The 20,052-nt window shown below is 61.0% G+C and carries 19 protein-coding genes; 8 read left to right on the top strand and 11 right to left on the bottom strand.

The features are described from left to right. Positions 1-2: 2 nt before the first annotated feature. A complete protein-coding gene (bcsB, locus tag PQR40_RS20895; RefSeq protein WP_408394271.1) occupies positions 3-2,363 on the bottom strand; it encodes a cellulose biosynthesis cyclic di-GMP-binding regulatory protein BcsB in 2,361 nt (786 codons plus the stop codon). 365 nt (positions 2,364-2,728) lie between these two features. Here bcsB and PQR40_RS20890 point away from each other — a divergent pair, with 365 nt between their 5' ends. After that, a complete protein-coding gene (locus tag PQR40_RS20890; protein ID WP_408394273.1) occupies positions 2,729-3,187 on the top strand; it encodes a diacylglycerol kinase in 459 nt (152 codons plus the stop codon). A 164-nt stretch (positions 3,188-3,351) separates the two neighbouring features. Here the strand turns inward: PQR40_RS20890 and PQR40_RS20885 are convergent, their stop codons facing one another. The 6 genes from PQR40_RS20885 to PQR40_RS20860 form a co-directional block, all read right to left on the bottom strand. Beyond that, positions 3,352-3,858, bottom strand: coding sequence for a 2-thiouracil desulfurase family protein (locus PQR40_RS20885; protein WP_408394275.1), 507 nt, complete (start codon positions 3,856-3,858; stop codon positions 3,352-3,354). Between the two features lie 128 nt (positions 3,859-3,986). Next, complete coding sequence (locus tag PQR40_RS20880) at positions 3,987-4,772, bottom strand: ABC transporter ATP-binding protein (RefSeq protein WP_408394277.1); 786 nt, start codon at positions 4,770-4,772, stop codon at positions 3,987-3,989. A gap of 65 nt (positions 4,773-4,837) precedes the next feature. Further along, complete coding sequence (locus PQR40_RS20875; RefSeq protein WP_408394279.1) at positions 4,838-5,581, bottom strand: ABC transporter permease; 744 nt, start codon at positions 5,579-5,581, stop codon at positions 4,838-4,840. 12 nt (positions 5,582-5,593) lie between these two features. Continuing rightward, positions 5,594-6,214 (bottom strand): VOC family protein, encoded by a 621-nt coding sequence (locus PQR40_RS20870; protein WP_408394281.1) that lies wholly within the window; start codon positions 6,212-6,214, stop codon positions 5,594-5,596. 25 nt (positions 6,215-6,239) lie between these two features. Next, on the bottom strand, positions 6,240-7,271 hold the full coding sequence (locus PQR40_RS20865) for an ABC transporter substrate-binding protein (RefSeq protein ID WP_408339278.1): 1,032 nt from the start codon (positions 7,269-7,271) through the stop codon (positions 6,240-6,242). Between the two features lie 57 nt (positions 7,272-7,328). After that, positions 7,329-8,249, bottom strand: a complete 921-nt coding sequence (locus tag PQR40_RS20860) for a fumarylacetoacetate hydrolase family protein (RefSeq protein WP_408232531.1) — start codon at positions 8,247-8,249, stop codon at positions 7,329-7,331. A 208-nt stretch (positions 8,250-8,457) separates the two neighbouring features. Here PQR40_RS20860 and PQR40_RS20855 point away from each other — a divergent pair, with 208 nt between their 5' ends. Beyond that, on the top strand, positions 8,458-9,162 hold the full coding sequence (locus tag PQR40_RS20855; protein WP_408339277.1) for a GntR family transcriptional regulator: 705 nt from the start codon (positions 8,458-8,460) through the stop codon (positions 9,160-9,162). A 107-nt stretch (positions 9,163-9,269) separates the two neighbouring features. On the opposite strand, the gene PQR40_RS20850 is transcribed toward PQR40_RS20855, so the two are convergent. Then, the gene (locus PQR40_RS20850; protein WP_408339275.1) at positions 9,270-10,217 is read right to left on the bottom strand and encodes a dihydrodipicolinate synthase family protein; all 948 of its coding nucleotides are present in this window, start codon (positions 10,215-10,217) and stop codon (positions 9,270-9,272) included. A 39-nt stretch (positions 10,218-10,256) separates the two neighbouring features. Beyond that, complete coding sequence (locus tag PQR40_RS20845) at positions 10,257-11,213, bottom strand: alpha/beta hydrolase (RefSeq protein ID WP_408509785.1); 957 nt, start codon at positions 11,211-11,213, stop codon at positions 10,257-10,259. Positions 11,214-11,419: 206 nt separating this feature from the next. On the opposite strand from PQR40_RS20845, the gene PQR40_RS20840 reads away from it, so the two are divergent. From PQR40_RS20840 to PQR40_RS20815, 6 genes are all read left to right on the top strand, one after another. Continuing rightward, complete coding sequence (locus tag PQR40_RS20840) at positions 11,420-11,848, top strand: VOC family protein (RefSeq protein WP_408232543.1); 429 nt, start codon at positions 11,420-11,422, stop codon at positions 11,846-11,848. Positions 11,849-11,868: 20 nt separating this feature from the next. Next, positions 11,869-12,813 (top strand): 2-hydroxyacid dehydrogenase, encoded by a 945-nt coding sequence (locus PQR40_RS20835; protein WP_408509784.1) that lies wholly within the window; start codon positions 11,869-11,871, stop codon positions 12,811-12,813. Between the two features lie 135 nt (positions 12,814-12,948). Beyond that, a complete protein-coding gene (locus tag PQR40_RS20830; RefSeq protein ID WP_408232549.1) occupies positions 12,949-13,974 on the top strand; it encodes a porin in 1,026 nt (341 codons plus the stop codon). A gap of 204 nt (positions 13,975-14,178) precedes the next feature. Further along, on the top strand, positions 14,179-15,219 hold the full coding sequence (locus PQR40_RS20825) for a porin (protein ID WP_325045283.1): 1,041 nt from the start codon (positions 14,179-14,181) through the stop codon (positions 15,217-15,219). 19 nt (positions 15,220-15,238) lie between these two features. After that, entirely contained in the window at positions 15,239-17,047 is a 1,809-nt protein-coding gene (locus tag PQR40_RS20820; protein ID WP_408394287.1) for an LVIVD repeat-containing protein, read from the top strand. Positions 17,048-17,163: 116 nt separating this feature from the next. After that, positions 17,164-17,484, top strand: coding sequence for a c-type cytochrome (locus PQR40_RS20815; RefSeq protein WP_408232710.1), 321 nt, complete (start codon positions 17,164-17,166; stop codon positions 17,482-17,484). Here the strand turns inward: PQR40_RS20815 and PQR40_RS20810 are convergent. Together PQR40_RS20810 and PQR40_RS20805 are read right to left on the bottom strand one after the other, a co-directional pair. Continuing rightward, positions 17,477-17,713: a hypothetical protein gene (locus tag PQR40_RS20810; protein WP_408509783.1), complete on the bottom strand. Its 237-nt coding sequence runs from the start codon at positions 17,711-17,713 to the stop codon at positions 17,477-17,479. The genes PQR40_RS20815 and PQR40_RS20810 overlap by 8 nt on opposite strands. Positions 17,714-18,574: 861 nt before the next feature. Further along, entirely contained in the window at positions 18,575-19,975 is a 1,401-nt protein-coding gene (locus PQR40_RS20805; protein ID WP_408394663.1) for an amino acid permease, read from the bottom strand. Positions 19,976-20,052: the final 77 nt, after the last annotated feature.

The raw sequence follows: 20,052 nt of genomic DNA, 5'->3' as shown, positions 1-20,052 counted from the left end.
GCTCAGACTCCCCTGCGGCGCGCGGCCAGTTCCTGCAGCGCGGTGAATGCGCCAACCGCCAGCAGCAGCCCGGCGATCGCGCCGAGCACGCCCAGCAGAATCGGATGCTGGATCGCCTTGCTCCAGAGCCGCGCATACCAGGGCACATAACCGACCAGATACGGTTCGCCGACGCGCATGCTGTCGACTTCGCCGCCGCGCACCAGTGCGACGTCGCCCTGCAGTTGCGAGACCCGGTCCGGTTTTTCCAGCACGTCGAGCAACTGGGTCAGTTGATGCTGATCGGTGGCCGTCAGCGCGACCACGCTGCGTCCTTTGCTGCCGGGCAATTCGAAGCCCATTAACGCGGCCAGCGCGCCGTCGCGTTCGAGATGCGCGCTGCCGTCCGGCAGATGCGCGCCGTTGCGCCACTGCTCCTTCACCGAAAACGAGGCGCGCGTGAGCGTGCCGCCATCGACACCTTCTGCGCCGACGTTCGGGCTCGCGCCGATGGTCAGCGGCAGTGCCTGATGCCAATGATCCAGCATGGGTCCCGAACCATTGCCGCCAATCACCAGCAGATCCTTGCCCGCCAGTTGCGTGATCTCGGCCGGCCGCGCGATCTGCACGCGCAGCGCCGGATAGCCGGTCCACTGCCCCATGTGGCCGAGCATCGTCAGCAATGCTTCGAGTTCTTCGGGTGCGGGATGCGCGGGAATCACCACAGCCGTCTGCGCCAGATCGGCGTAACGCGTGAACGGGAAGCCGCTATTCGCGAAGTACGCGAGATTCGGCATCTGCGCGTAGTGAACGAAGTTCGAGAAGTCGATCGTCGAGTCCGGATCGACCGCCGCCTGCACGGGATTCGACGCGACGCCCTGACACAGCCCCGTCTTTTGCGAATCGAGATTGAAGCGCAACTGCAACTGGTTCGAGCTGCCGACACGGAACGCCGGAATATCGAGCAGGTTGCTCGAACGATTGCCGCTCGTCGACAGCACCGGCAGTTGCAGGCGGCCCTGCGCATCGTCGGCGCTAGCCGGCGCAAGCCGGTACGACTTGACCAGTTGATCGTTGATCTGCACGGCAAGGACAGAATTGTTCTGCACCGTCGGCGCCGTGTAACGGTACTTCAGATTCAGCGGCACGCCTGCGCCATTCCATGAGAACAGATCGGCGGGCACGCGCAGGTTCAGACGGATCGCGTCCGGCGCACTGCCGCGCACCTGCAACTGATTCGGATCGTCGATCAGCTCCTTGAAGGCGACCGGGCGGTCGACCGGCAACCAGCGCGGCGCGTCATAGGGCTTGCGCGGTGCGCCGATATCGATCTGCGCGACCTGCACAGCCGGGCCCGCCATCGCCGTCCTGCCAAGCACGAGCGCGGCGGCCGCCTGATCGACTTCGGCTGCGGTACGGCCCGTCACGATCAGCAGCTTCTTGTCGACGGCGGCCGGATTGTCGGTGACGATCAGCATCGGCCCGTTGACCGGCGGCAGCTTCAACGCCGCGGGCAACTGCGCGCTACGCGCCACCACCACGGCCTGATCGTCGGACGGCAAGGTGGACGAGGCCGGAAAACGCGCCTGACGATAATCGGCGAGCGCGCCGAACCACGAGGCCAGCACCCCGGCGCTGCGCAGCGTCGCGTTGTCGGCGGCCGCCGGTAACACGAACGGCAGACGCAAGCGGCCCACATCGCGCCGGTCAAAAAACGGTGCCGGCAGCAACGCGAGATCGTTAGGCAAACGAATCGGCGAGGTGTCGAGAATGATCTCGCTCGTCGGACTCACGTCGGCCCACAGCGACGAGTTTTCCGGATCTTCGCAATGGTCGAGCGTGTAATGTGCGATGAGTCGAAGGCCAAGCTGGTTGTAATCTGTCAGGAAACGCGGATCGAGCGGAATGTCCTGCGTGACGATCTGCCCTGCATGCTCACGATCGAACGGTACGGTCGCCACCACTTCGTTGTTGATCGACACCTTGAAGTGCGAGATCGGAAACACCAGTGCCGGCGAATACGTGTAGCGCAAGCGCAGCCGCGCCGCGGTCACCACATGATCGAGCCGCACGCCGACGTTGACGACGCGCACGTCCTCGAGACCGCGCAGGTTCAGCGGCTGATAGGCGCCCAATGCGGAGAACGGCAGATGCACCGTAGTCGAACCGGCGACGCTGCTGGCGGTATTGGGCACGTTCGTCGTGTTCGACGCGTTCATTGCATGCGCGCCGTTGGGGGCCGCGCCTGGCGCAGCGGGCGACGGCAATGCGACAGTAGCGGCAAGCAACGGAACGGGCGCGGAAGGCGCGGCGGCCAGCGTGGCTGTGTACAAAGCGCCGGCGAGCGCCGTCAGCAACAGGCAAAACGAGACAACAGGTTTCATGGACAGATCAGCTTGTTGGACTTCGGCCATCCGCCCCATGACTACGCGGGACATCGTTGCGAATTCGGCCTGCCGCAGAAGTTTGCGGGGAACGTGAAAAACGGAATGCGGCATGACCGCGATGCGGTCCTCTACACGTGTATACGGACGATCCGGCGAAACCTTGAATGACGAGCGGCGCGACCGGCGCGGCCAACACTTGAAACGTGTCTCGCATAGCGTGCCGGAACCCTGCTTTTCGCCTATTTCCCGTAGTCTCTCGCTCAGGCGTACTGGCGCCGTTGGGCGGGCGCAAAGATATCACAAGTCTGTGACAATTTGTGACATTTGAGGCATGCTGCGGCCATCTTCATCCGAAGCAAATCATGAGCAATCCGACCCGATCTTCTCCTGTCCCTTCAGAGGTTTCTGCAGCGGCCCCGCCCCCTGCGCCGCTGCCAGCCAAACGCAGCGGTCCTTTACGGGCGCTGTTCGCGCTGCGGCACTCGTGCGACGGCATGGTTGCGACGTTGCGCGAGGAAAGCGCCTTTCGTCAGGAGATAGCATTGGCGGCGATCTTGCTGCCTTGCGCGCTGTTGCTGCCGGTTAGCGCGATCGAGCGGGTATTGCTGATCGTTTCCGTGCTGCTGGTGCTCCTGGTGGAGTTGTTGAACTCGAGCATCGAGGCCGCGATCGATCGCATTTCGCTCGAACGGCACGAATTGTCGAAGCGTGCCAAGGACTGCGGCAGCGCAGCGGTGACGATGGCGCTGCTGATCTGCGCGGTAACATGGGGCATATTGTGCGGACCGCTGGTTTATCACTGGCTCCGCGCGCAAATGTGAGCCGCTGTGCCGGCGGCCTGGCAGGTCTCGCGAATACCGCGCGTCTGATTTCTATGTAATGCGTATTAATCGTTTGCGCGTGGATAGACTGGAATGCGCAAACGTTAGCGCATGGTGAAAGTCCTCGGCTTTCGGTTGGTCTTCTACAGTTCTCCGGCGCATTGCTACGTGCCCTGCTCATCCGATTCGAGTGCGATAGCCGCGGCCAACTCCGCTATTCGGGATTCCGCGAAAACGCGGATGCCGTGCTGCTGCAGCAAGGCGGCGGTGACACCTGCGCCCGCGTGCGGGGTGCCCGTGAAGGCGCCATCGTAGAGGAAGGTGCTGCCGCAGGACGGACTGCCGTCGGCCAGCAATGCATAGCGGCAGTTTTCCGCTTGTGCGCGGCTTAATGCGTGGTGAGCGCCCGCGATGAAGAGCGCGGTAACGTTTGCGCCTGTGTTGTCTTCGATCGACGCCGCTTGGGTTAGCACGTCGAGACCCGTGCGGCGCAGCTGGATTTCCGCGGGCGGACGCGGGGTCGGAAACCCGGCGGCCACTTCCGGACAGACGACAATGAGACGCCCTTCGGCGCGCCATTTTTCCAGCAGCACTTCGTGGACGGGTTTGGCTTTGCCGTTATAGCGGACGGGGTGGCCCGCGAGGCAGGCACTGACCAGAATCTTCAACATTGGATGGCTGCCGCAGGCTTGGGGTGGTTTCTAGTCGTTTGGATTGTAGTAGGGATTGGGTCTTTGCCTGCGGTGGCGGTCTTTCTCTTGTCTTCTTGTCTGTTTGCCTACGGCGTTGGTTGTTTAATTTAAAACACCCCCATCAGCCTGGAAAGCGCCGAAACATACTCCCCGTACAGGGGATTGCTCTTGACCTGATCAGGCTCCCGCGGCCGCGGCAAATCGATCTTCATATCGTGAACAACCCGTCCCGGCCGCTCGGACATCACCAATACCCGATCCGACAGGAACACTGCTTCATGAATGCTATGAGTAACCAGCAAAACCGTCAGCGTGCTCTGCTGCCAGATGCGTAAAAGCTCAACATTCAACCGATCCCGCGTCAGCGCATCCAGCGCCCCAAAGGGCTCATCCATCAACATCACGCGCGGCTCGAGCAACAGAATCTGCCCAATTGCGGCACGCTGCCTCATCCCACCCGACAATTCATGCGGGTACCGGTCGGCGAATGCCGTCAACCCCAAGGTCTCGAGCAACGCAGGAAGCCGCTGCTCAACCTGCGCCCTCGGCACACTCCTCAATTTCGCGCCTAATCGGATATTCGCCCCAACGGTCAGCCAGGGCAGCATATTGCTCGTCTGAAACACCACCCCGATATCCGGCACCGGCGCGGAAATGGGCTCGGCACCCAGCAAAATCCGGCCGCCATCGCATGACACAAGACCCGCCACCATCCGCAGCAAGGTGCTCTTGCCGCAACCGCTCGGCCCGAGAATCGAGACGAACTCGCCCTGGCGAATCTGCATCGAGACATCGTCGAGCGCGCTGAACGCCCCCGCCCCACCCCGCGCGGCGAAACGCTTGCCGACCTGCTCGACGGAAATCAGCGCGGGCGCCGCTTCGTCGCGATGCAAGGGGTGAACCTGTGCGCCGGTTGCCGCGGCGCGCTGCACGATACGCAACTTGTCGACCAGTGCCATCAGACCGTCACTCCTCTCCACCACACACCGCGCGAAACCAGTTCGACGGCCCAGTAAAACAGCATCGCCAGTACGGTCACCATCAGGATCGCCGCGAACGACAACGCGGTCTGCGCGTTCGATGTCGCGAACACGATCAGATGCCCCAGCCCCGACTCGGACCCGATGAATTCACCCACAATCGCGCCGATTACCGCCAATGGCATCGCGATCTTCAAACCGTCGATCAAAGCGGGCAACGCGGCGGGCAAACGCAAATGCCAGAAGGTCTTCGCCTGCGACGCACCGAGCGCCCGAAAATGCTCATCCAGATTACGCGGCACGCCGGCCAGGCCGCCCATCGTCGCAATCACAATCGGGAAGAAGGCGAACAGTACGGCCGCTGCCAGCTTCGAGGCAAAACCATAACCGAACCACACGATCAGCAACGGCGCGAGCGCGATCTTCGGCATGCTCTGCAACGCGGTGACGAGCGGAAACAGCGTGCGCCGCGCGATGCTCGACATGCTCGCCAGCAAACCGATCGCCAGACCGCCGATCAGTGCCAGCGTGAAACCGGCGAACACTTCCCAGGCGGTCGCCAAGGTATCGGACAGCAACTGCCCGCGCATTTCCCAACCGGCGGCGAACACCTGCGATAAGGGCGGCAGCACATATTCGCGCGTGCCCGTCCAACGCACGCCGAACTCCCAGATCAAGCCAATCACGATCCAGAACGAGACGGTTTCGATCAATCGCTTCATGAGGTTTCCGAATTATTCGTGATCGGACGGATTGGCTTTCGCTGAATCTTCGGCTGCAGGCTGCGCAGTTGCTTGCGCCGCTGCCTGAGCCGCTGCCTGAGCCGATTTCTGTGCTACCAGATGCGGCGGCGGTGGCACAACAAAGCGCTCGAAGCGGTACTGGTCGAACGATTCGATGGTGCGCTCCCACACCTGTGGTTCATGCGCGTCGCGTTCACCGATCTGCGTCATCTCGCAGTACACCTCGACGTTGTTGCCGTCCGGGTCCTTGAAGACCAGAAACAGGTTATTGCCCGGACCATGCCGGCCGATGCCACGGACGATCTCGACACCATGCTCCTGTAGCACCTTCACCGAACGCTCCATCTCTTCATAGCTGTCGATCAGATACGAAAAGTGCTCGAGGCCCGGTCGCGAGTAGCGCGGCAGGTCGTTGAAGTCGACGGAATCTTTCGGCAACTGCGCGAGCGCGAGATCGTGGTGATCGCTGCCGGCGCGCAGAAACACCATCTGGTCGCCGATCCAGTCCGACACCTTGAGGCCCAGCACGTCGGTATAAAACTGTGCGGACTTCTTGATGTCGCGCACCATCAGCACCATGTGTCCAAGCCGCTTCGGACGCAAACTGTTCATTACCTGTCTCCTGTGTCGAACGGGTTTATTCGACGAACTGATTCGTGTAGAGATCGGCCGGCTTCACTTTCGTGCCGGTGCCGAACGCACGCGACACGAACGCGGCGGTGGCATCCATGCGCGCGGGACGCAGCCAGCCGGTTTTGTGCTGCGCGGGATCGTCGGTGATCAGGCCGTTGGTTTCGACAATCTGTTGCAGCAGGATTGCCTTGTCGAGCACGGGATAAAGCGCCCCGATCGCGTCGGCGGCTTCTTGTGGATGCTCGCGCATCAGCGCATAACCACGATAGGTCGCCGCGACAAAACGTTTGACCACGTCGGGATGCTGAGCAACGAAGGTATCGGTAGTCACGATGCCGTTACCCATCATATCCAGACCAAAATCCCGGTAGTAAACCTTGCCGAGCTGCTGCCCCGCGCGCTTCGCCAACGCTGCCTGCACCGGCAGGCTCGCGCCTTCCCAGCACTCGGACAGGTCGATCCGCTTCTGCAACAGTGCGGTATTGATCACAGCCGGGTCGAGACGCACAGTCTTGATCGCATCGGGCGCCATGCCGTTCTGTTTGAGCCACGCGGGCATGATGTTCTGCACCGGCGAGGCACCGCCGCCGCCGAGCGTCATCCCCGACAAATCCTTCAGCGTACTCACCTTGAAGCCGGGCCGCTCGAGATAGCACATCGCCCCCGGCCAGCGCGTGTTGATCGCACCGACCATCACAGCATGCCCGCCATGCGCGCGGTTCAGCATCACGCTGACGGGGTCGCCGTAGCCGAATTCGAACAGACCCTCATCCACTTCATTGACGGTACGCTGACCGCCGTAACCGCGCATCACGCTGACGTCAAGTCCGGCCTCGCGGTAGTAGCCCTTCGCTTGCGCAAGCAGAATGCCGCCGGTGCTGCCCTGTGGCAGCCACGCCAGATTGACGCGCACCGCGTCGGCCGCGTGGGCGCTCGTAAAGAGCGCCGTGGCTGCCAACGCAACTGCACTCAACGCAGCCTGCTGCTTCAATGGCTGAACCAGCCGTCGTATCGCGCGCCGTACCCGCTGCAACATGTCGTGTTCCCCGTCTTTGAGTGGAGTGAGTGGATAGCGCCGCGAGCCTGATTGCGCTCAGCCGGCGACCAGCGGATTCTCGATCGAGCCGATCCCCTCGATCGAAGCGACCATCACATCACCCGCCTTCAGATAAATACCGCGCCCCATGCCGACGCCGGTCGGCGTGCCCGTCGCGATCAGATCGCCTGGCTGCAGCGTGAGAATCGTCGATAAATATTCGATCTGCTCGGCGATATTGAAAATCATCCCGGACGTATTGCCGTCCTGCATCATTTCGCCGTTCACCGCGAGGCGCATGCGCAGATTCTGCGGCTCGGCGATGCACGCACGCGGCACGAACCAGGGGCCGAGCGGACCAAAGGTATCGAAACTCTTGCCGCGAAACCAGTCGTGTTTGAACGGATAGTCGGTACGGCGGTTCAGGTCGCGCGCGCTGACGTCGTTGAGAATCGTGTAGCCGGCGATGTAGTCGTAAGCGTCTCCTTTAGCGATGTGGCGGCCGCTCCTGCCGATCACCACGGCCAGTTCAACCTCCCAATCGACCCGCTCCGCGTGCGGTGGAATGACTACGCTGGCGAGCGTCGGCACCACGCTTGTTTCCGCTTTCATGAACATGTACGGCGTGCTTTCCTCACGCGGCGCCAGTTCGGTGCCCATCTCCGCTGCGTGCTCGTAATAGTTCGATGCCGCCGCGAAAATGCGCCGCGGCTGGTACGGCACACACAGCGTGTGACCGGCGAGCGGCGCGACATCGAGCGTGCCCGCCTCGATCGCACGCGCCGCGGCTTCGAGCCGTTCGACGGTCGCCGCGCCGCCGGCCTCCCAACCGGAGATCAGCGAGCCGACATCGGCGAGCGGCGCCTGCGAAGCGGTTTGCTTCAGCGCTGCCTGTGCGTCGTACAGCTTGCCGCCGACCGCCAGGCCGGTAGCGGTGCGGCCATTCAATTCATAAGTTGCGATACCAAACCAGATCACGTGTTGCCTCGCTTTTTGTGTTTGTAGGGTGTGAGTTAGCGGCTGTCGAGGGTTCAATAATTCGTATACATTTAGACATATGTGTATTTCTACTAAAATTCTCGTATACACCAATCTGGCTATGAACACGTTCACGCGTACACTGCATGGGCCTGCAGAGGCCGGATATGCGCGGTGGCGATTGAGGCAGTTGGGCCGCTGGCGCATAATGGGGCCACTTGCTCACGGTTTCGCTCAACCCACCACCATGACGATGACGACGCTCTCCTCCAAGATCTACCGACTGCTGTGCGACGAGATCATCGACGGCACGCTCGAACCGGGCCAGAAGCTCGAAGAAGCCGCACTCGCCGAACGCTTCAACGCCTCGCGCACGCCGATCCGCGAAGCACTGCGCGAACTCGCCGCGCGCGGCATGGTCGAGCTGACCCCGCGCAAAGGCGTGGTGGTCGCGCAGTTCAGCATCGACGAACTGGCCGACATGCTCGAAGCGATGTGCGAACTCGAAGCGTTGTGCTGCCGTTTGAGCGCGCAACGTATGAGCCTCGTCGAGAAGAAGCAACTCGAAGAGCTCCAGACCGAAATGAACGCCGCGATCGCGCGCGGCGATGAAACGGAGTACTTCCAGCTCAATCGCGAATTCCACGAACTGATCTGCAAGGGTGCGCAAAGCAAATCGCTGGCGTCGATCATGTCCATACAACGGCAGCGCCTGGCGGGCTTTCGCGCCGCGCAGCCGGCTTCGCCTTCGCGCTTCGAATCGGCAACCGACGAGCATCGCGAGATCGTCTCCGCGATCCTCAACTCCGAACCGGAACGCGCGTACAACGCGATGCGCGACCACACGGCGCGGCTGTCGATCGTCGTGCTCGGCCGGCTCAAGCGGCAGCGCATTGAGCGCGAGAACGCCTGAGTCGTTGCGCGCGCTGCTTCGCAGCAGGCACGGAGATACCTGCTGCGGACGCGCTAGCTGGAACTGGAGCTGGTGCGATAGCCGCAGTCGCTGCGGTCGCTGCAGGCTCACGCGGCCACCGCCGCAAGCGATGCCGTCGAAGGCATCGAAAAATCCAATGCCTGAAGCTGCTGCAACAGCGCGCCGGACTGCGCCGGATTCATCGGCGTGAGTGGCGGCCGCATGCGGGTCCATTCGGGATCGTTCGCGAAGTGCGCGACGATGCTTTTCAAAGCGGGGATCATCGGTTGCGCTTGCACTGCCAGGCGAACGGTCGTGACCTTGCCTTCCCACGCTCTCCGTTCTTCCAGCGACGCCGCGTTCAGCAGGCTCGCAATCGCATGCGGCTGAATATTCGCCGTCGCCGAAATGCAGCCGGCCGCGCCGAGCGGCAGCGCTTTGCCGAGCAACGCCTCGGACGCCGGAAACACCGCGAAGCCGGGAAACTTTTCCAACATCGCCTGGGTATTGGCCCAATCCCCCGAACTGTCCTTGATGCCCACCACCGTTTGCGGATACGCCGCGATCAGCCGCTCGATCAGCGTGTGGGTAATCGGCACGCCGGTGAACTGCGGGATGTGATACAGCAGCACGCGTAGCTGATCCGAGCCGACTGCCTGAATCACATCGGAGTAGTACGCGAACAGGCCGTCGTCACTGACGCCCTGGTAGAAGAAAGGCGGCAGCATCAAGGCGCCCGCGCAACCGGCTCCGGCGGCGTGACGCGTCAGTGCGATCGCGTCAGGCAGCGCGCATGCGCCGGTGCCCGGTAGCATCTGCAAGGGGTCGATGCCGGCTTCGATGACCTGGTCCAGCAACCCGTGACGTTCTGCGAGACTGAGCGAGTTGGCTTCGCTATTCGTGCCGAACAGCGCGAGCCCGGCGCCCTGCCCGACCAGCCACTGACAGAACGCGACGAAGCGCGCTGCGTCCACGCCCAACCCGGCGCGGAACGGCGTAATGACCGGCGCGAATACGCGTGGCTTTTCAAAAGCAGACGGACGGCTAACAGACATACGGATCTCCTGATTGGCTAGACGGATAAACGCGGACGATCACGCGTTGAAAAAATCGAGCATCGCGTCGCCTAACAGCGTCTCGCCCGAATCGAAATGCGCGACTACCGATGTATGGTTGTGCCGCAGCATCTGCATGAAGCGCGGCGCGCGTTTAGCCACCGGTTCACCGGCGCGTTGACGCGCGTGCAGTACACGCTCAAAAAAAGCCGCACCGTAGGCGTCCAGATAAGGGTTTTCGTATTCGGCGACGACCACCATCAGAGGTGTGTCGAAGTGCGCCGCATGGGTCAATGGCGAACGCGCGGCGTAGCATGTTTCGTGCGCGCCGAAATAGGCGCGCACGCCTGCTGCGTTCGGGTTGTCGGGAAGCACGTCGGCGGCGAGCCGCGCGCTAATGAGTACGGCACCGGCGACTGTCGAAGCGCTCTCGCGCAACTCGGCAAAGAGTGGATCGCACAGGTACGTGGCGACATGTGCGCCACCCGCCGAATGTCCGACCAGAAAGATCCTCTGCGGATTACCACCGAATTCGGCGACATGTTTCAGCGCCCACGAAAAAGCGGCGGCGACATCGTCCGCACCTGCGGGATATGGCGCTTCAGGCGCGAGCCGGTACTCGACATTCAGCGCAACGCAGCCCTGCCGCGCAAACCAGCGCGACACGTTGTCGTAAATGAGTCCGTTGAAGCTCTTGCTGCCGCGCAGAAACGCGCCACCGTGGACAAACAGCACCACATCGGCATTGCCCTTCTTCCGTGTCGTTGAAGCGGCAAACACATCCAGACGCTGCCGCTCATGCTCGCCGTACGCAACATCGCGCGCCACCTCGAACGACTCCCCCGCATCCCGCGATGCAGCCACCAACGGCGAATACGCGTCGATCACCAGATCGCGGTGCGTATTGATATCGCGCCCCCACACTGGCCCGATCTGCGCAAAGCGCTGCCTGAGCGCGGCGGAAAGACTACCCAACGGTTCCTGCGAGGTGTGCATCGGTGGTCCTCAGACAGTGCGGCGAGTCGGCGCCAGGGGCGGCGACTGGTGTATGAGAACCATTCTGGTATATCAATTTGTTTTTGTGTATACATTTGTTATACGTAGTATACCTGGTGAAGTTGCGGACACACTTGATTCACAGTCACGACAACCCTCATTTCGCCGACAGGCGATTCATCGCCAGGACAACTCAAGGACATCTCATGGACAAGCTCCGCCACATCGCGCTTTCGGTCGACGATCCGGAAGCCGCCGCGCAATTCTTCGAGCAGGCATTCGGCATGCGCCGCGCGGGCAACGCGATGCGCGGCATCTATATGACGGACGGCACGATGAACGTGGCGCTCCTCAACTTCAAGGATGAAACCGTCCCCGGCTATGCGGGGCTGAAGGATGTGCGCGGCGTGATTCACTTCGGCATGTGGGTCGATAACGTCGAAGACACCGCGGCGCGCGTCGTCGCGGCGGGCGGCACGTATCTGACGGGACGCCACGAAAAAGATCCGAATGTGTTCTACGAGGTGAAGTACCGGATGCCCGACGGCACCGTATTCGACATCACCGAGAACGGCTGGAAAGGCGCGGTGAAAGAGGTCGCGCCTGCTGCGCAAGCCGCTGATCCGCAGCCATGAGTCCGGTCCTGAACACAAGCATGGGCCGCAGGCATGTGCTGGCGCTGATCGCTTTGCCCGACGCAACGCTCGACGCACTGCGGCGCGACTACACGCTTCACTATCATCCCGACGGTTGGGGCGATGCGTTGCCAGCCGGCGTTGATCCAGGGAACCTGTGCGCGGTGGTGACGAACGGCTCGACCGGGTTGTCCGACGCGCAGATGGCCGTGCTGCCCGCGCTCGAGATCGTCAGCGCATTCGGTGCGGGCTACGAGAACGTCGACGTGGACGCCGCAGTGCGACGCGGCATCGTCGTCACCCATGCGCCCGGTGCCAATGCGGCGACTGTCGCCGATCACGCCATCGGCTTGCTGCTCGCGCTCGCACGTGGCTACGCGCCGCTTACGGGGGCGGTACGCGCCGGTCGTTGGCGCGCCTCGCGTGCCGAGCGTCCGACGCTAACGGGCGCGCGCCTGGGGCTAATCGGAATGGGACGTATCGGCAGGCTGATTGCAGCGCGGGCGCAGGGCTTTGACATGACGCTCGGCTATCACGGGCGGCAACCGCGTGCCGATGCGCCAGGCCGTTACTACGCGGATCTGGTCGAGCTTGCCGCCGACAGCGACTTCCTCGTCATTGCCTGCAACGGTGGCCCGTCGACGAAACACCTGGTCGACCGCCAGGTGCTGCAAGCCTTGGGGCCATCCGGCTACGTGGTGAATGTCTCGCGCGGTTCGGTACTCGACACGCAGGCGCTGATCGACGCCCTGGCTCACGCCGCGATCGCCGGCGCAGGACTGGACGTAATCGAAGACGAACCCGAGGTGCCGCCAGCGCTGCTCGCTCGTCCCGAGGTGCTCATCACGCCGCACATCGCGGGCCGCTCCCCCGCTTCGTTGATTGCCCAGCGCGACGCCTTGCTCGCCAGTCTGTCCCAGCACTTCGCACAAGCGTCCGTCGAATTCGCGGTGCGCGCCGCCTGAAACGTGGCGGCGCAGCTTCGCGCCGCCACCTGCCGCTTCATTGCTGTCTCGTTGTCGCCTCGCTGATGTCCCGCTGATGTCCCGCCGTTGTCTCGCTGTTGTCTCGCTGTTCCCAACCGCACAAGAGGATCCGCCATGAACGTTCGATCGTTGGGCGCGCTCGCGCTCAGTTGCGCCGCCGCATGGGGACTCGCGTCCCATGCCGTCAAAGCGCAAACGTCTGTCACGCTGTATGGGCTCGTCGGGCTCGATGTCGCCAGCAGCAAACGCAGCAATGGGCCGCCCGCCGCGATAGCGGAACAGAGCCCGGGATTGACGGCGCCTTACTGGGGCATCCGTGTCAACGAGGATCTCGGCGCCGGCTATCGCGCAATCGCCGTGCTCGAGAGCTTCTTTCAGCCGACTAACGGCGGCGTCGGCCGCACCGCCGCCGATCCGTTCTGGGGACGCAATTCGTATGTCGGCATCGCCGGACCGTTCGGGCGTGTGACGCTTGGACGGCACACGAATCTGCTCTACCTCGCCGAGCAGGCGGTCAACCCGTTCCAGGCGTCGATCCTGTTTTCGCCGCTTGTGATGCAGACCTTCACTGCGCCGTACGGCGGTGCAATTGTGGGCGACACCGTCTGGAATAACGGCATCCAGTACACCAGCCCCAATCTGAACGGGCTGACTACCACTGCGGTGTATGCGCCGGGCGGCTTCGCAGGCTCGGACGGCACGTACAACGCCGCGTTATCGACACTCTATGCAGGTGGTTCACTCACCGCTGTCGCGACCGTACAACGCACACGCGTGGTCGCCGGTGTGGCGTCACCGACACAGAACGCGTACATCGTCGGCGCTGCCTATGATTTTTCGCTCTTCAAGCTCTATGCCGCAGTGCAAGGCCTGCGTACCGATTCGACCAACATCGGTGCGCATACCTACGAAGCCGGTCTCTCGGTGCCGTTGACCTCCCAGCTCACCGCGCTGGCGGAGTGGGCGTACACGCGCCGCAGCGCGCCGAAAAACACCGTCACCGCCCGCAATACGGGCTCCGTGGGGCTCGACTACTTCCTGTCGAAACGCACCGATCTGTACCTGGTGACCGTCTACGACAAGCTTTCTGGCTATGGCACCGCGATGACGTATGCCGCCGGAATCCGGCATCTGTTTTGAAGCGCGATGCCATCCGGGTCAACCCGCTATAACCAAACCGTTGTTTTGTATAAAAAAATAAAGCTCGGAATCCAAATTTTGCCGTGGGTATAATTTTTTACAGTTTGTGTATACACAAAAGGAAAAGGACGTAACCGCGGCTGTCGCGCGCGACGACAGCACTCTCTACCACACGAAAACAACAACGACCTGTTTGGAGATTGAATGAAAAAGAAGGCACTCGTGTCAGGCGCCGTCATGCTCGCATGCGCCGGGGCACACGCTCAGTCGAGCGTCTGGCTGTCGGGTTATGTCGACCTGAACATCGAACATCTGATTTCTTCCGGCTCCGGCGGAAACATGACCCGCATGTCGAGCGGCGGTCTGAACAACTCGCGCTTCAACTTGAGCGGTGTCGAAGATCTGGGCGGCGGCAACAAGGCGGTGTTCACCATCGAGCCGATGTTTTCCGCGAATACCGGCGTGCAGTCGACGCAGTTCCGGCAGTCGTTCGTGGGCCTGAAAGGCAACTGGGGCGAGGTGACGATGGGCCGCCAATTCACGCCGTCGTACTGGATTGCGGGCTACGCCGATCCGAGTTGGGCCGCCGACTTCAGTATGGTCAACAACATGGAATTCTTCTACGCGTCGTATCGCGTGGATAACGCGATCCAGTACAAGACGCCGACTTTCTACGGCTTCACCGGCCGGATCATGGCGACGACCGGCGTGGGCGACAGCACCCGTGCGGGGCGCTTTCTGAGCACCAGTATCGACTATCGGCACGGGCCGATTTTCCTCGGCGCCGTGAGCGAGTTGCAGTACACGCGGGATATCTTCAAGTCGTCGCAGATCCATTCGTCGCGCGATAACTATTTCGCTGCCGTCTATAAGTTCGGTGGCTTCGAGCCAACGCTGATCTATCACACGTACAACGGCTACTACGCGTATCCGCCGTACGTCGCGTTCAACTCGCAGGGTTGGGACGCACAGATCGGCGCGCGCTGGAACATCGACGGGCGCAACCGTCTGTATCTGAGCATCGTGCACCGCCACGACGACAACAACACCAGCATTTCCAGCGCCACCGGCGGTGTGATCGGCTACATCTACGGTTTGTCGAAACGGACCGACCTGTATGCGACTTTCGCTCACGTGAAGAGCCAGCACGATGTGCCGGTCGCCTACCCTGTGACGTTCCAGGAGTATCCGAACGGCGGACAGAATCCGAGCGGCTTCCAGTTCGGGATTCGTCACGCGTTCTAGTATAAAAAGGAGGAAGCCAATGCTTCGCAAACGTAATCTGAAATCGACTCTCGCAACAGGCGTCCTGTTGACCTTCGTGTCCGCGGCGGCTTGCGCGGCCGCGGAAGACGCTTCGGCTACAGCCGCATCGAATGCCGCGGCATCGGCCGACGCGGCGTCCGCGGCACAAGTGACGCCTGGCACACCGAATGTCAAGGATCCCTATCTCGCCCAGTGGCTGCGCCTCACTCCGGATCGCCGGCCTGTCCCGCTCAAACCGGGTGTCGACTACGGCATGGACCCGGCAACCGGCCAGTTCGTATGGCCGAAGGCCACCCCTGAAGTGCATCAGGGCAAGCACTTCCCCGGCGAAATGACCACCTGGGATAAGAAGAGCTATACCAGGGACGTCAAGGTTCTGGCCTTCTATCCCCTCGTCGATTCACCCTTCCACGCCTGGAACAATATTGCCGACTTCGACGGGCGTCGCTATCTCTACATCCACGACCGCGACTATTTGCGGATCATGGACGTTACCGACCCCGCCAACGGCAAGGTCGTGTTTTCGCAGGGCGGTACGTGGGGACCGAAGGGGCCGACCGAGAAGTTCGACCCGAACAATGTGCATGACTATCTCGGCGGCGCCACCATCGTGTGGAGCAAGAAGCTCGGCAAGCCGGTGCTCGTTGCCTCGTTCGAAATCGGCCGCTACGGCCTGATGACCGACAAGAGCGAGCAGCCTGACAAGGTCGAAGCACAGCGCCACTACAACTCGCTCAAGGGCTTCAAGGTCTTCGAAATGGACGGCCCGTTGCCGAGCCAATGGAAGCTGATCGCGACACGCACGACCGACTACAGGCACCCCGATGCGCCGATCGGTCAGCAGCAGGGTTCGGGCTCGCTCGATGCGCCTGAATATTACGGCGGCAAGTACATGATCCTGTCGGCTGCACCGGACGACAGCTACGGTTTGACCGAATACCCGAACTACCTGTATTCGCCGGGCTATCAGGTCTGGGACATGTCGGACCCTGCAGATCCGAAGTTCGTATCGCAGATCTCGGTGCCGGGGCAGAAACTCGGCAATGACGCCGACGAACAAGCTTATCTGACGAATCCGCGCGCGGGCAATCGCACCTCGTGGATGGGCTCGCGTATTCCAATCTTCCTGCCGAAGCCTTTGGAAGAAGGCGGCAAGATCGGCTTCGGCGCGATGGGTGGCTTGGGTCTTTATTCGTTCGACCTGTCCAACCCGGCCAGGCCGAAGGTGCTCGGCAATGTGAATACGGCACCGAGTTTCGCAGGCACCGAGTACGACAACGCCGACGTCAGCCAGTACGAACGCACGGGCTTCGTGCTGACGAGCGGTTATCCGATGAACCGCGATTGCTACGAGCCGTACAAGGACATTTTCGTCGTTGATGCCCGCGATCCATCGCATCTGAAGGTGGCGGGCAAGCTACCGCAGCCGACACCGCCTGAAGGCGCGCCGTTCATGAGTTTCTGCCAGCGTGGCGGCAACTTCGGTCCGAAGCGTTCGAATGCGATCGGTCAACCGGGCGGCTCGCGTCAGGGCGTGATTCCCTACTCGTTCTATAACGCGGGTGTGCAGATTTTCGACGTACGCAATCCGGAGAAGCCGACCATCGCCGGGTATTTCGTGCCCGCGCTGGCGGACGAGAGCGAGCTGCCGAGCTATACCCTCGGCAAGGGCGTGCTGGCGATTTATACCGAGTACGACCGCAATATCATTTGGGCTTTTACGGAGAATGGTGCTTATGCGTTGTCGACACCGTTGCTTGGGAAGCCTGTGATTGGCGCTCCGTCCAAGCCGTGGCCGCCGCGGTAACGCGCCTGGGTTTGTTCATTCTTCATGTTTGTCTCTGATTGTTGAGCGCTTTGCCCTGCCGGCGGTTTTCGCCGGTGGGGTTTTTTGTTTTTTACTGGGGTGAAATTGTGAGAGGGATGATTTTTGTTACTGTGCTGGCTGGGGGTTTGTGCGGGAGCTCTTTTGCCGCTGCGCCGGGTGGTGTTACTACAGGTGGCATTTCTGCTAGCGAGCAGACTTGTCGCGCTTGTCATTCGATCGATACGACGAAGGTAGGGCCTTCTTTCAGGGCTATCGCCGAGCGGTATCGGGGGGATTCGGATGCGGTCGCGAAGCTTGAGAAGAGTATGTTGGAAGGGAGTTCCGGGAAGTGGAATACCGGGGCGCAGATGCCGGCTAATGCGATTTCGGCCGCAGATGCGGAGCGGTTTTCGCATTGGATTTTGGGGCTTAAATGAGGGTTCTTTTTTTGCCTTTGGCGATGGTATTTTTTGGTGTGCCTGGGGTGAATGTATTTTTTTTGCTTTGGTTGCCTGCGCGGCGCTTGTTTGTCTGTTTGCCTGTGGCGTTGGCCTTTCCTTGATCTGGGTTGCCTGCTCGGCGCTTTCTTGTCTGCTCGCCTATGGCGTTGGCCTTTCCTTGAATTTTTAGTGGTTTATTAGCGTCGCCCCTGTGCGGGGCAGGCACCTACTTTTCTTTGCCCGCTGCAAAGAAAAGTAGGCAAAAGAAAGCAGCTCACACCGCTAGCTTATAAGCGGGTCCCCTGGCCTGGAGAGGGCAGTGGTGCATCTGGAATCCGTGCCCTCGTGCATTCAGCGTGAGTGACAAGGGGCTCATCAGCTCCCACTCCGCACTGCGTGCGTCGCGGATGGGTATGCATGGGAAACCAGAGGCTTCGTTTGGGCGCGGTGGGGACCATCGACGTCACTTCGCCTCGCCTTGGCAAGACGCCAAATACGCAAATACCGCAGTGCTCTCCAGGTATCGATGCTTCACTCCGACCGACCAGAAAGCCGTTCCGGCCGGAATTTTCATAGTTTGTACTTCGAATAAAGCATCAATGTTTTATTCGGAATACCGAAATACTGAAGTACCGAAGCACCGAAGCACCGAAGCACCGAAGCACCGAAGCGATAAGGCGAAGCGATAAGGCGAAGCGATAAGGCGAAGCGATAAGGCGAAGCGATAAGCACGATACCGGCTGAATCACTGCGGCGAATGAGGTGTGAATGCGAAAACACAGCGCGCGGGTTTATGAAGTGCGCGTCGGCGCGCGCAGCGCCGCCGGAAGTATGACGGCCTTGTCACTGACGCGGAGTGTGCGAGAACACAGATTCCAGATTCACCACTACCCCCTCCGAGCCAGGGGACCCGCTTAAGAGTTAGCGGTTTGAGCTGCTTTCTTTTGCCTACTTTTCTTTGCAGCAGGCAAAGAAAAGTAGGTGCCTGCCCCGCACAGGGGCGACGCTAATAATCCAATATCAATTCAAGGAAAGGCCAACGCCATAGGTGAGCAGACAAGAAAGCGCCGCGCAGGCAAAAAAAACATCACGCCAACCCAGTACGAACCGCCTCGACAACCTTCCCCCGATACCAAACAAAATAAACAACAAGCAACACAACAACAAACGGCACCCCAATCACCAGAGTCATCCGAAACTCTCTGGTAAACCACGTAGTGACCAAAGCACTCACCATCAACCCTGCGCCAAGCAGAGAAGTAACCGGAAACCCCCACATCCTGAACGCCAACGGCATCCCCTTATGCTTGTGGCGAAAAAAGAAGTGAGTAACAAAAATCATCAACCAGGTAAACATGGCACCAAACATGGAGACCGACATCATCAACACAAACGAAGCATCCGGATAAATCACGTTCAAAACAGTAGCCAACGCAATTCCAATCGTCGAAAGCCACAACGCAGCAACCGGGACCCCTTTCCGGTTCAAATCCCCCAGCCGCCGCGGCGCATACCCCGCACGGGAAAGACTAAACATCATCCGCGTAGTGATATACAACTGGCTATTCATCGCCGACAACGCCGCCACGAGAATCACAAAATTAATCACACCCGCGGCCCCCGGCACATGCGTCGCCGCCATCACCCGCACGAATGGACTCTCATCAGTACCCGCCGCATTCCACGGCACGATCGCCAGCATCAATGCCAACGTCAGCAAATAGAAGAACACCAACCGGAACATCGTCGCGCGAAACGCCTGCGTGATCGCCTTCTGCGGATCACGCGCCTCGCCCGCGGCCACCGCGATCATCTCAATGCTCAGATAGCTGAAGATCGACACGATCACCGCCACCCACATGCCCCAAACACCCTTCGGAAAGAAGCCGCCGTGCGACGTGTAATTGGCAAAACCAATCCCCGAGCTGGCGGGCGCGCCGAACACCACATAAGCGCCCAGTAAAATGAAACCGACAATCGCCACGATCTTCAGCATCGAAAAGACATACTCGACTGCGCCGAACACCTTCACGCTCACTGAGTTAATTCCGATCAACGCCGCAGAGAACCCGACAATCCAGTACCAGCCAGGCACGCCGGTAAACCAGTACTTCATATACACGGCAATCGCCGTCACCTCGGTGCCAACCGCAAACACAATCGACGACCAGTACGCATAGCGCACCAGAAATCCCGCCCACGGCGCAATATAGTGCTCGGCATAGGCACCGAACGATCCCGATGTTGGATGCGCGACGGTCATTTCGGCGAGGCATCCCATCAACAGCAGCGCAATCAGCGCGCCAATCGCATAACTCACCAGCACGCTCGGGCCGGCAAAACCAATGGCGAATCCGCTGCCGAGAAAAAGGCCCGTGCCGATCGCACCACCAATCGCGATCATCGATAGCTGCCCCGTCGATAACCCCCGGTGCAATCCCTTCTCGCGTTCGACAATCGTGTCGAAGCCTCGCTGCTCTTGCGTCATCTTTGTGTCTCCTCCTGGGATGCGGTCGCGTACATGGACGCGACCGCCGGTGCCGCGCTGTCGTATTACCTGTATTG

The organism is Paraburkholderia sediminicola, from assembly GCF_046026855.1.
In the GTDB taxonomy this organism is placed as follows: domain Bacteria; phylum Pseudomonadota; class Gammaproteobacteria; order Burkholderiales; family Burkholderiaceae; genus Paraburkholderia; species Paraburkholderia sediminicola_A.
The sequence above is the reverse complement of the archived record's forward strand: the minus strand, read 5'-3'. Positions and strand labels throughout refer to the sequence as shown.